This window comes from Bifidobacterium sp. UBA744, from assembly GCA_002298605.1.
Lineage (GTDB): Bacteria > Actinomycetota > Actinomycetes > Actinomycetales > Bifidobacteriaceae > Bifidobacterium.
The window spans coordinates 1-12330 of the sequence record DBKS01000009.1 but is presented as its reverse complement, the minus strand read 5'-3'; the positions used below and the strand labels follow the sequence as shown (position 1 = coordinate 12330).

Annotated in this window: 7 protein-coding genes, 1 tRNA gene and 1 pseudogene; 6 read left to right on the top strand and 3 right to left on the bottom strand. The window is 62.5% G+C overall.

The features are described 5' to 3' along the window. Nucleotides 1-343 precede the first annotated feature (343 nt). Nucleotides 344-1354 (bottom strand): UDP-glucose 4-epimerase GalE, encoded by a 1011-nt coding sequence (gene galE / locus B2994_RS00565; RefSeq protein ID WP_291526471.1) that lies wholly within the window; start codon nt 1352-1354, stop codon nt 344-346. 223 nt (nt 1355-1577) lie between these two features. On the opposite strand from galE, the gene trmB reads away from it, so the two are divergent. From trmB to B2994_RS00540, 5 genes and pseudogenes are all read left to right on the top strand, one after another. Further along, nucleotides 1578-2525: a tRNA (guanosine(46)-N7)-methyltransferase TrmB gene (gene trmB, locus B2994_RS00560; protein ID WP_291526470.1), complete on the top strand. Its 948-nt coding sequence runs from the start codon at nt 1578-1580 to the stop codon at nt 2523-2525. A gap of 65 nt (nt 2526-2590) precedes the next feature. Further along, nucleotides 2591-2662, top strand: a tRNA-Glu gene (locus B2994_RS00555). A 259-nt stretch (nt 2663-2921) separates the two neighbouring features. Next, nucleotides 2922-4913 (top strand): annotated as a pseudogene (locus B2994_RS00550) (GTP-binding protein); the annotation flags it as partial. Nucleotides 4914-5029: 116 nt separating this feature from the next. Next, a complete protein-coding gene (locus B2994_RS00545; RefSeq protein WP_291526469.1) occupies nt 5030-8839 on the top strand; it encodes an SNF2-related protein in 3810 nt (1269 codons plus the stop codon). 95 nt (nt 8840-8934) lie between these two features. Then, entirely contained in the window at nt 8935-9234 is a 300-nt protein-coding gene (locus B2994_RS00540; RefSeq protein WP_291526468.1) for a hypothetical protein, read from the top strand. 96 nt (nt 9235-9330) lie between these two features. Here the strand turns inward: B2994_RS00540 and B2994_RS00535 are convergent, their stop codons facing one another. Then, nucleotides 9331-9828 carry a GNAT family N-acetyltransferase gene (locus tag B2994_RS00535; protein WP_291526467.1) on the bottom strand — a complete coding sequence of 166 codons (498 nt, stop codon included), beginning with the start codon at nt 9826-9828 and terminating at the stop codon, nt 9331-9333. A 6-nt stretch (nt 9829-9834) separates the two neighbouring features. Next, nucleotides 9835-10503, bottom strand: a complete 669-nt coding sequence (locus B2994_RS00530) for an alpha/beta hydrolase (protein WP_291526466.1) — start codon at nt 10501-10503, stop codon at nt 9835-9837. Nucleotides 10504-10766: 263 nt separating this feature from the next. Here B2994_RS00530 and B2994_RS00525 point away from each other — a divergent pair, with 263 nt between their 5' ends. Continuing rightward, nucleotides 10767-12032, top strand: a complete 1266-nt coding sequence (locus tag B2994_RS00525) for a trans-sulfuration enzyme family protein (protein WP_291526465.1) — start codon at nt 10767-10769, stop codon at nt 12030-12032. Nucleotides 12033-12330 lie beyond the last annotated feature (298 nt).

Genomic DNA, 12330 nt, shown 5'->3' with positions numbered 1-12330 from the left:
CGCTCTAACCAGCTGAGCTACGGGGCCGTGTTGTTCTCGCTTGCGTGAGGCAACGAATGAATATATTACCGAAAACCAAGCAGTATGCAAATCGAGATGTGCGTCGGCGTGTTGCCGCGGAATATCAACGTTTTGCATATTCGGTGCGGCGTGTTCGCCGGGTGTTGGCGGGCATGCCGCATGGGGCGGGATGCATCTGGAATCGTGTCGTTCGGCGTGTCGCCGTCGGTAGAGCAGTGAGGCTCCGTCCCCATCGCGGTGGATGGGGACGGAGCCTCACTGCATCGGCAGTCCTCGGCGTGAGGGGGATGCCGGCCGGCGGAATGCGTCGGCCGATGGCTGCCTAGTCGGCCTGCTTCCAGTTGGCGGTGTCGATATGATGCTCCGGGTTGGCCTGCCAGGCGTCCCACGCGGACTTGACGATGTCCTCGACGGTGTACTTGGCGTGCCAGCCCATTTCCTCGTTGATGCGCTTCGGGGAACCGATCAGGTGCGGCGGATCGCCGGCGCGGCGTCCCATGACGGTCTCCTTGAACGGCAGACCGGTGACTTTCTTGACCTCGTCGACGATCTGGCGCACGGAGGTGCCCTCGCCGGTTCCGACGTTGAACACGTCGTACTTGCGCTCGTCGCGGTCCAGGTATTTCAAGGCGGCGATATGGGCGTCCGCCAAGTCGGAGACATGGATGTAGTCGCGTACGCAGGTTCCGTCCGGGGTCGGATAGTCGTCGCCGAAGATCGCGGGGGCCTTGCCTTTCTTGAGGCGGTCGAACAGCATCGGGATGAGGTTGAGGATGGCCGGGTCCTCGAGTTCGACGGGGCCGCAGCCGGCGACGTTGAAGTAGCGCAGGCCGCAGAAGCGGATGCCGTAGGTGCCTTCGCAGGCGCGGGCCATCCACTCGCCGAACAGCTTGGTCTGGCCGTAGGGGTTGATGGGCAGCATCGGGACGACGTCCTCGGGCACCACGTCCACCGGCGGAACGCCGTAGGTTGCGGCGGAGGAGGAGAAGACGAGCTTCCTGGCGTCGGACTCGGCCATGCCGATCAGCACGTTGAGCATGCCGTTGAGGTTCTGCTGGTAGTACCACAGCGGCTTTTCGACGGATTCGCCCACCTGCTTGCGGGCGGCGAAGTGGATGACGGAGTCGACGTGCTCCGCCTTCATGATTTCGGCGAGGCGCTTGCCGGAATCGGGGGATGCGATGTCCATGCCGTACAGACGGGCGCCTTCGATGCGGGTGGGCTTGCCGTAGCTCAGATCGTCCACGACGACAACCTGCTCGCCGGCTTGGTGAAGAGCGTGGACTACGTGGGCGCCGATGTAACCGCAGCCTCCGGTGACGAGAACTGTCATGTCTAGCCTTTCGTTAGGAAGTTTGGTGCAACTCGAGCGAAACAGCCTGTTCGATTTTGCTCCAATTTGTTACCTTTTATTACATTTTGAGTATAACACGCGCACAACTATGAACACACGCATGGCGAATGGTTCTTGCATATTGCATCACGCGCTCGCGATGCCCGCCATCATTGTCTCGCGGGTACGGGATGTTTGAGGAAAGGAACAAGGAGTGGAATCCATGGCTCATAGTGAGGAAACCCGGTCCGGCGGTGTCTCCGTGCCGGACGCCGCGCGTGATGCGGCGACGGCTGCGGACGGCGTGTTGGATGCAAGGGGCGAAGCGGACGGGGGGCGTCCCCTTGACGGCGAGGAGATGCGTCGGCTGCATCCGGTGAAATCGTTCGTCCGCCGGTCCGCGAGACTCGACGACAGGCTGCAGCGCGCGTGGGATCGCTATGCCGGGCGCTACCTGCTGGATCTCCCACGTGGCGAACGTGATCTTGAGGTGGCCGACGGGTTCGTGCTCGACCGTGATTTCGTGCGCTCGGCGTGGGGCAACCGGCATGGCCTCGTCATCGAGATCGGTTCCGGCCAGGGTGAGAACATCGCCGCCGCCGCGGCGGCGCATCCCGAGACGAATTACCTGGCGCTTGAGGTATATGATCCCGGTGTGGCGCACGCGCTGCTCTTCGCCGGGCGGGACGGGCTCGACAACCTGCGTGTGGCCCAGGTCGATGCACAGGAGCTCGCCGGGCATCTGGGCGCCGGCGTGGCCAGCGAGATCTGGACCTTCTTCCCGGACCCCTGGCCCAAGATGCGCCATCATAAGCGCCGCATCGTGCAGCCGGTATTCGCCTCGTTGATCCGCGCGGCCCTTGTCGAGGGCGGGGTCTGGCGCATCGCCACCGATATCGAGGACTATGCGCTTCATGTGCATGAGGTGATGGACGGACTCGAGGGGTGGCGCAACGACGGCGATGTGTCGGTCTCCCTGCCGACCGAGCACGTGGGCAAGGGCAATGCCGCCGCTGCCGCCGACTTGCCGCATGCCGACTTTGTGGAGTCGCGGCGGTTTGCGGGCCGCGTGGTGACGAACTTTGAGCGGAAGGGGATTGCCGCGGGCCGTGTGATTCACGATTTCACGTACCGTCGCGTGGAGCCGTCGCGGACGCCGGTGGCCGGGTGACCCGTTCCGGCGTGTTGCCGATTTGCGCATTCGATGGCTTTCGCGTATTATTGCTCAAGTTGTTTGCCCCGTTCGTCTAACGGTTAGGACATCAGACTTTCACTCTGACAACGAGAGTTCGACTCTCTCACGGGGTACGACTTTGCAGCCCTTGGAATCCAGGATTCCAAGGGCTGTCGCATATCTGGCGTCGATCGTCAGCGTTCGAGGGGGCGTGAGCGCATTCGGCGCGGCCGCCCGGAATCGCCACGCGCACGGTGAGTCCGTTGCGTTCCGCCCGCGCGGTCGCCATTACACGTGCTCGTGCATCCTCCCTTCGGCTGTTGGAGTTGCCATTGCCAATATCATTGCCAATATACTGGAAGGCGTTCGCCGCGAATAGGGAGGTGCTGCAGGTTGAAGCGCATTGTGGCGGGTATTGTGGCGCATGTGGATGCGGGGAAAACCACGTTGTCCGAGGCGTTGCTGTACCGATCCGGTGAAATCCGCACATTGGGGCGTGTGGATCATGGCGATGCGTTTCTCGATACCAACGCGCTGGAAAGGGACCGCGGCGTCACGATTTTCGCCCATCAGGCCGCGATTCATTACGACGATCTTGAGATGACGCTGCTCGACACCCCCGGCCATGTGGATTTCGCCGCGGAAACGGAGCGCGTGCTGCGTGTGTTGGATTACGCCATCGTGGTGGTGTCCGGCGTCGATGGCGTGCAGGGGCATACCGAGACCCTGTGGCGTTTGCTGGAGCGATATCGGGTCCCGACGTTTCTGTTCGTGAATAAATGCGATGCCGTCGGCGTGGATCGCGATGCGGTGCTGGACGGTTTGCGCCGCCGCCTGTCCGATGCGTGCTTCGCGTTCGATGAGACCAGCGTCGGCGATGAGCTTGAGGACCTTGCGATGCAGGACGAGTCGGCGATGGAGGAGTTCCTGAATGATGGGGGCGTCGGCGATGACCGTCTTCGCCGCATGATTGCCGATCGCAAGGTGTTTCCCGTGTTTTTCGGTTCGGCGCTGAAGCTCGAGGGCGTCGACGAATTCCTGAGGGGGCTGGCCCGGTGGACCCGCGAACCGTCATGGCCGGAGGAGTTTGGCGCGCGGGTGTTCAAGATCTCCCATGACGCGCAGCACCATCGTCTGACATGGCTGAGAGTCACCGGCGGAACGCTGCGGGCCAAGGAGCCGCTGACTGTCGGCGGCGCGGGGGAAAGCCCCCAGAAAGTCGATCAACTGCGCATCTACAACGGGTCGAAGCACCGGGTTGTCATGCAGGTTCCCGCGGGAGCCGTCTGCGCGGCGACCGGATTGGAGGGCACGTTCCCCGGTCAGGGTTTGGGCGCGGAGCGGGATGCCGCCGCGCCCCGGTTGCAGCCCGTGCTCACATATCGTGTCCTGCCACGCGGAGACGCGACGTCCGACGGCCGTCCCGCCTCCTTCGACGATCCGACGCTGCACAGGGTGCTCACCGCCCTGCATGAGCTTGAGGATGAGGATCCGCTGCTGCATGTGGTGTGGCAGGAGCGGCTGCAGGAGATTCATGTGCAGCTGATGGGCGTCATGCAGCTCGAGATCATCGAGCGTTTGTTGCGGGACCGCTTCGGACTGTCCGTGGGATTCGGGCCGGGATCGGTGCTGTACAAGGAGACGATCACGAAACCCGTCGAAGGTGTCGGGCATTTTGAGCCGTTGCGTCATTATGCGGAATGCCACCTGAAGCTGGAGCCCGCCGAGCCGGGGTCCGGCATCCATGTGGCATCGGCGCTGGGCGAGGACGACCTGTCTCGCAACTGGCAGCGTCTGATCATGACGCATGTGATGGAGCGCGAGCATCTTGGCGTGCTCACCGGCTTCCCGCTGACCGATATGACAATCACGCTGGTGGCCGCGCGCGCCCACGACAAGCACACCGAAGGCGGTGATTTCCGTCAGGCCACCTATCGGGCGATTCGTCAGGGCCTGATGGCGCTGCATGCGCAGGATCCCCATGGATGCCAGCTGTTGGAGCCCTGGTATGCCTTCCGTCTGGAAATACCGGTCGAGATGGTCGGGCGTGCCATGGCCGATGTCCAGCGAATGTCCGGCGAATTCGATCCTGTGCGGACGGAAGGTGCGGACGGGTTCGCAACGCTTGTGGGTGCTGCTCCGGTCTCCGAGATGCGCGATTACGCCATGGACGTCGGTTCCTATACGCATGGTCGCGGGCGCTTTTCCGCGACATTCGGCGGGTACCGCCCCTGTCACAATGCCTCCGAGGTGATTGCCGACATCGGATACGATCCGGAGTCGGATCCCGCGAATACGCCGGATTCGGTATTTTGCGCGCACGGGGCGGGATATCCGGTCAAATGGTATAGGGTGCCGGAATTCATGCATCTGGATTGGGGGTTCGCCCCCCAGCGCATTCCAGTCGCCGACCGGTTGGGCGAGCGGAACGGCGCGGATGCGGCCGGTGACGGCGAACCGTCTTCCGCGGCTCTCGGCGCCGCGTCCGGAAGAGGAGCCGTATGATTGCAAACTTTGGCGGCTCCCAATGGTCCGGCCGCACATCGTCCGGCAAGGCGGCGGCTCGGATGCGGGCCAATGGCGTCGGTCGTGTATTCGCCACATTGCCCGAGGACCTTGAGGATCACTGTTCGGCTGCCGTGCTGATGCGTGCGCGCGACATCGTCCGACAAGCCGGGCGCATGATGTTCGATCTGACGTGCGAGCCGGAGTCCGACGGCGAATTCATGACGATCCGCGGCAAAATGCGCGGCGTCACCTCCCCGTCCAGCGTGTACCGTACGTGGGTGCGGTTCGACATACGCCGCGAGGAATACGACGAGGGAGGCTGTACGTGCCCGGCGTTCACGGGCTATCGATACGACGTGTGCAAGCATATGGCCGCCTTGGTGCTGTATTTTTGCGATGAGCCGACGGCGTTTCCGGGCTTTGAGGGATCCGGCGCGGCTCGCAGCTCCTCCGACCTGATGAGCTATATGGAGCGGTTGGATGAGATTGAGATGCGGCGCGCCGGCGACCGACGCGATCGGATGCTGCGCGCGCAGGGACTTGCCATGCAGGCGGACAGCGGCGAATATCGCCGTGAGCACACCACCGTTTTCGGCGGATCCGGATCCGGTTCGGGGGGTGACGCCTCGGATGCCGCCAGGCTGCCGTTGGCGATGGTCGGTCCCGGACAGGTGGGGCTGGAGCCGATCGTCACGTATTCCAGCCGGTCGGCGCAGCCATGGAGCGTGTCGTTCCGCATTCTCAATCTCACCAACGGCGCGTCATATGTCATGAAGTCGATTTCAGGCTTCTCCGTCGCTATGTCCAGCGGGGCTTTTGCCCAGTACGGGCAAAAGCTCGCCTTCACGCATACACCCGATATGCTTGACGACCATGCGCGCGGCATCATGCGGTTCATCGGGCGCGCACTCGACACCAGGCAGGCGGCGTTGCGGGCCGCACGGTATTTTTCGCCGGTGGTCGTGGAACGCGATATGGTCATCTCTTCCGACGAGCTGACGCAATTGCTGCGCCTCAGCGAGGGTCGTCGGATCGGACTGCTGTATGACGAGTGGAGGAACGGACGGCCGGCGCGCGTTCCGGTGATCGGGCGGTCTCGTCCGCTGCGCATCACGATGTCGAAAGCCCGCGAGGGCGGTACCGGCGGCTATCGTCTGCGGTGCGATGTGACGGTGGATGCGTTGGCGGAAGGCGCGGCGCGCAGCTATATGCTGGTCGAGCGCTCGCCGATGGCCGGTGCCGATGATCCGGCGGCGTCGCACAGCCGTGAGGAAGCGCTGAAGCTTTCCCGCCTGGGATCCGACGGCATTGCGTCGCTGCCCGTCGAGGACCTTGCCCGTCTGGGCGTCGTCAGTCTTCCTGCCGTTTCGGATCGTCCCCCGACGAGTGGACCGTCCGACGGGGATGGCTCGAATGGTCCGTCGGATGATGCCGATTCGTGGTCCATGGATCCCACGGACGGCCGTTGGTTCTGCCGGTTCCCCAAGTCGGCCTCGGAACTCAAGCCGGTTCTGGATTCGCTGTGCGGAGATCCGGATGGCCAGTTCCTGTCCGACGAGGATCTGCCGCTGTTCGCCCGGACGCTGCTGCCGGTGCTGTCGGCATCCGGCCTGGATGGCGACGTCCCGCAGAACGTCAAGGATATGATGCCGCAGCCGTGCGAAAGCGAATTCTATGTGGATCGCACCGAAACAGGCGTGAGCTGTACGCTCAAAGCGCGGTACGGCAGGCATGAGGTGGGCATTATCCCGCTGGTTCCGGGTGACCGCGGCGGCTCCCATGATTTCGTCACCGAACGTATCGCCGAGCAGACCGTTCGGAGATATTTCGACGTGCCGTCCGCCCGTAAGCCGGCGGAAATCGACCGTGACGACACCAGTCAGCTGATGCGGCTGTTCGATGAGGGACTGGCGGCGATGCGCGCGGTGGGCAAGGTGTTCACCACGCCCGCCTTCGATCGTCTTCTTGCCCCACGGCCCGCGAAGGTGCGATTGGGCGCCGCGATGCACGGCAATCTGGTTGAGGTGTCGGTGCTGGCCGATGAGGTTCCGCCGGATGAGGTGGGTGCGTTGCTGGCCAGTTATCGACGCAAGCAGCGTTTTCACCGGCTGAAGGACGGCACCATCGTGCCGCTCGCCCGGCACGACGCGGATATGGATGCCCTTGCCGATGCCGCTCGGGATCTGGGGCTTGACGATGATGCGTTCATTGCGGGCAATGGCCGCGTCGAGGTTCCGGGTTTCCAGGCGTTTCTGCTGGATTCCGAGATCGCCGCGGCCGATCAGGCGCCTTCGTTCGCCCGCTACGTCAATGATCTGAAGGCTGTCGATCCGAATCGCTACGTGGTGCCGGATTCGTTGGCGGGCGTGCTGCGGCCGTATCAGGCGGACGGGTTCCGATGGTTGCAGGCTCTGTGGGACAAGGGATTCGGTGGGATTCTGGCCGATGAGATGGGTCTGGGCAAGTCGGTGCAGCTGATCGCGCTGTTGCTGGCTCGCCACGGCGATGCGCCGCTGCCCTCCCTGATCGTCTGTCCGGCTTCCCTGGTGTACAACTGGGTGGCGGAATTCGCCAAATTCGCTCCGGAACTTGATGTGCGCACGGTGGCCGGCTCCAAAGCCGATCGCAGGGATCTGCTCAAGGCGGTGAAAGACGGTGCGGGTGCGCCCGATGTGCTGATCACCTCGTACGATTTGCTGCGGTTGGACATCCGGGACTATGAGGGCGTGCATTGTCTGGCCATGGTGTTGGACGAAGCGCAGGCCATCAAGAACCACACCACGAAGGTGGCCAAGGCCGTCAAATCGATCACGGCCGATCATCGTTTCGCGCTCACCGGTACACCGGTCGAAAACCGGCTGGCCGAGTTGTGGAGCATCTTCGACTTTCTGATGCCGGGATTGCTGGGCTCCTTCAAGCGCTTTCACGAGCGGTATGAATTGCCGATATCGAACGAGGCGTATGGCGATGAGGGGCGCGTCCAGGCCGAGCGGCTTCGGCGACTGGTTTCGGTGTTCATTCTGCGTCGTTTGAAGTCGCAGGTGCTGACCGACCTTCCCGATAAGTTGGAAAATGTCGTCACCGTCCAGCTTGAGGGCGAACAACGGAAACTGTATGCCGCGCATGAACAGCGACTCAAGCTGAGGCTGACGAAAACGCAGGCGAAGGATTTCAACGCCGATCGCATCCGCATCCTCGCCGAACTCACCAAGTTGCGTCAGATCTGCTGCGATCCCCGGCTGCTATACGCCAATGCCAAGGATCGGTCGGCGAAGCTCGCCGCCATCGAGCAGCTGGTGGGCAATTGCATCGATGAGGGCAAGAAGACGCTGATCTTTTCGCAGTTCACGTCATTCCTCGATCTGATCGCCGAACGTCTCGAGTCGCGTGGCATCGCCTATGACATCATCACCGGTCGGACGCCCAAAAAACGTCGTGTGGAATTGGTGGACCAATTCAACGCCGACGATGTGCCGGTATTCCTCATCTCGTTGAAGGCCGGTAACACCGGGTTGAATCTGGTTGGGGCGAGCGTGGTGATCCATGCCGATCCGTGGTGGAACGCCGCCGCGCAGGACCAGGCCACCGACCGTGCGCATCGCATCGGCCAGACCAAGGACGTCAATGTCTATCAGATTGTGGCGAAGGACACGATCGAGGAGCGCATGCTCAAGCTGCAGGAGGCGAAAAGCGGCATTGCCCGTCAGATTGTGGGGGAGGCCTCGCGCACCGGCGCCGAACGGCCCGATCTCAACGTCGCGTCGTTGACGAAGGACGATTTGCTGTCGCTGTTGTCGGCGTAGACCGAGGTCGTCGCGTGACGCATTTTTCATAATATGATGGCAAAAACGGGCAACATGGTTTTCATTGATCGCCATACTGGACTACACCTAGAAGTATGAGCACTACAGATAGCATCAAGGAAACCTTCGGCGCTGTTGTCGATGCGTTTGCCGCAGTCAAAACCGATGATGTCAAGTTGAAGAACGACGTCGAGCACGTCGGCTTCTACGCACAGCTTGGTGAATCCGCTCCGAATTCCCAGCTGCCCAACCTGTGGAATGCGCTTGAGCGCATTGAGAAGAAGGTGAATGCCAATTCGGCGTATAAGGAGGAGTTCGGCAAGACCGGCGCCGACGCACTTGCCGCCGCCTATACCGCCATTGCGCAGCGTCTGGCGAAGCCTGCCGCCAAGTGATGATGACGGTCGGCCAGCTTTGACGGCCGTTCGTGATGTGGGGCTTCCTCCCGACCGGGAGGAAGCCCCACATCGTTGATTGGCCCTGTCCGGGACCTATTGGCGGCTTGGGAACGTGAGTCTCATCTGGTGCCATGTCACATTGCCGTGCGTGGACTGAGACACTCCCTCATTCCTGAATCCAAAGCGCTCGTAAAAACCAATCAGGGGCTCCTTGCAGGTCAGCACCAGGCCCCTGCGCCCCTGCCGGTGAGCGTCGCCGATGACGCGTTTGAGGATGCGCGAGGCGCAGCCGCGGTGGCGGTATGCCGGCATGACGTCCACGCCCAGAATCATCAGCCATTCGCCGTCGTCGGCATACAGCGAGGCGTCGGTGTACATGTCGTCGCGCAGATCCGTTTCGTTGCTGCTCATGCCCGAGACGAATCCCGCCAGACGATTACGATCGAAGAGCAGCCAATACTGATTGGGATGCGTGGCTATGCGGTTGTTGACGGATTGTGCGCTCGCGGCTTCCGATGCGGGGAAGCAGGTCCGCTCGACATCGATGATCGCCGGGGCGTCCTGTGGCAAAGCGTGCCGGATGTCCACCATGCCCCCTCACCAGAACTGCGGTGCCGCGGCTTCGATGCGTTGCAGGAACGCCGCCACGTCGCGCATCTCGTCCATATTGATGGAATGGGCCATGCCCGGGTACACCCGTTCGGTTATCGTGCCGTGCCGCCGCCAGAACTCGCCCATGGCCTTCACCTCGGCGGGAGGGAAGATGTCGTCGATGGCGCCGTGGCCGTAGAACACCGGCGGTTTGTCGTTCAGCAGGATTTCGTCGCCGGGCGACACCGGTCCGGGGGCCAGCCATCCTGAAAGGCAGATGGCTGCCGTATACCGTTGCGGGTTTACGCGGAGCATATGCCCGGCCAGCAGACCTCCCTGTGAAAACCCCATCGTGACAACCGTCCGGTCGGCCGGAATATTGGAGGCGACCCAACGGTCCACCGCCTCCGCGGCTTCGCGTGCCTGGTCGTCCAGCGATTTGCCCTCCGGAACCCCCTCATGGGTCCATGTGCCGAACCAGGTGTATCCCATGCCGTATTCAAGTGGCGCCCTCAGGCTGGCGTAATCCGCATCCGGCGTGCAGTAGCGCAGGAGATCGGGCAAATCGTATTCGTTGGAGCCCCATCCGTGAAGCAGCACAAACACCGGTCGAGGTGATGCGCCGCCAGTGGAACGAATTTGCGTAATCGCGCGCGTGACTTCAAGTTGTGCCATGGCCTCCAGCCTAGGGGCCGTGGCAGACGCGGGGCGGCGTGTCGTGCGCGGATTCCCGTCTGCCGGTGCGCGGTGCGTTCGATGCGCCGTGATGGTGCCGGGATGCCGAGGTGACGCCGGTCTCATAGCTGTCCATAACCAACGCATATAGCCACACCGCCGCGCATATGGCGCAAAGCGGTTACTGTTGCCAGCGGATGCGGCCGCAAGGCGCATCCCACGCAAAGCAATACCGCTATTACGTCCAACCGAGGAGGTGCGCAATGACAAGATTCAACACCCAGCTCGTCCATGGATTGCCGGTCGGCGACAACAACACCGGAGCCGTGAACCCGCCCATCTACAATTCTTCGACCTATGCCTTCGAATCGGTTGACGCCATGCCTCGTTGGGATTACGCCCGTTCCGGCAATCCCACCCGTGATTTTCTGGAGCGGCAGATCGCCCGTCTCGAGCACGGCACGCGTGGCTTTGCCTTCGCCTCCGGTCTTGCCGCCATTCATGCGGTGCTCGCGATCTTCTCTCCTGGCGATCGCATCGTGGTGGGTGACAACATCTACGGAGGAACCTATTCGCAGATCAATGACCACTTCTCCCGTTGGGGCGTCCGGTTCACGCCCGTCGACACGCAGGATCTCAATGCCGTCAAGCAGGCATTGGCGGGGGATCGCGCGAACGGCATCGCGCCTGCAAAAGCCGTCTACTTCGAAACACTGACCAATCCGCTGCTCAAGGTCAATGACGTCAAGGTCCTCGCGGGCTTGGCCCATCAGGTCGGCGCGATCGCCATTGTGGACAACACCTTTGTGACGCCGTATCTTCAGCGGCCTCTGGATTTGGGCGCCGATGTGGTGATTCATTCCGCGACCAAATATCTCGCCGGACATTCCGATGTGGTGGCAGGTCTGGTGGTTGTGGCCGACGATGACGTGGCGCGTCGCGTCTATTTCTCGCAGAATCGTCTGGGTGGTGTGCTGCCGCCGGCCGAATGCGATTCGGTCCGCCGTGGCATCCAGACCCTGGCCCTGCGCATGGACCGCCAGCAGGAGAACGCGCTGAAGATTGCGAAGTATCTGCAGCGTCATCCGTTGGTTTCCGTGGTGCACTACCCGGGTCTGTCGTCCGATCCCGGCAATGCGCTCGCGGCCCGTGAGCTGAGGGGATTCGGCGGTGTTCTGTCGTTTGAGGTGCTGCCGGGGGTGGATGCCGCAACTGTGCTGAATTCCCTTCGTGTGTTCCGCTTGGCGGTGTCGCTGGGCGCGGTGGAGTCCTTGGCTGAGTTGCCGTGTCGCATGACCCATTTCGAACTGCCGCGCGAGGAGCGGCTGAAGCTTGGCATCACCGATGGCCTGATCCGTCTGGCCGTAGGCATCGAGGATTCGGTTGATCTTCTCGAAGACCTTGAACAGGCCCTGCATGCGGCTCGCGTGAACCAGAGGACGGCGCATTCCGTCGCCTTGTGCGGGGACTCGCGGGATGCAGCGCTCGCCCATGGGGCGTCCGTGGCTGATATCGCGGCGCTTGTCTGAATCGCCGCGCCCCGGGCAGTGACGGTCGTGCGCGTTGTGCATGCTGGTCGCATGCTGGTCGCGCGCCGGGTGCATGCCGGGTGAGACCGGCCTCGGGCGTGCGGTCGGCGATATACGGGGTGGGCTATGTCACGACACGCCGTGTGTTCAACTATTCCAATGCATCGATCCACTGACGGCGGACCTAAAATGGCCTTGTTAGCGCTTGGAACGCTGTTTGCGACACGCCGAGGGAGGCTTGGAATTGCAGCGTTTTAAGGCCTAGGTTTTTACGTCGATTTGCGTGGGTGTGGATGTT

Coding starts and splice junctions, on each gene's coding strand:
- B2994_RS00525 (WP_291526465.1), top strand. CDS start 10,767: ATGACAAGATTCAACACCCAGCTCGTCCATGGATTGCCGGTCGGCGAC.
- B2994_RS00540 (WP_291526468.1), top strand. CDS start 8,935: ATGAGCACTACAGATAGCATCAAGGAAACCTTCGGCGCTGTTGTCGAT.
- galE (WP_291526471.1), bottom strand. CDS start 1,354: ATGACAGTTCTCGTCACCGGAGGCTGCGGTTACATCGGCGCCCACGTA.
- trmB (WP_291526470.1), top strand. CDS start 1,578: ATGGCTCATAGTGAGGAAACCCGGTCCGGCGGTGTCTCCGTGCCGGAC.
- B2994_RS00530 (WP_291526466.1), bottom strand. CDS start 10,503: ATGGCACAACTTGAAGTCACGCGCGCGATTACGCAAATTCGTTCCACT.
- B2994_RS00545 (WP_291526469.1), top strand. CDS start 5,030: ATGATTGCAAACTTTGGCGGCTCCCAATGGTCCGGCCGCACATCGTCC.
- B2994_RS00535 (WP_291526467.1), bottom strand. CDS start 9,828: ATGGTGGACATCCGGCACGCTTTGCCACAGGACGCCCCGGCGATCATC.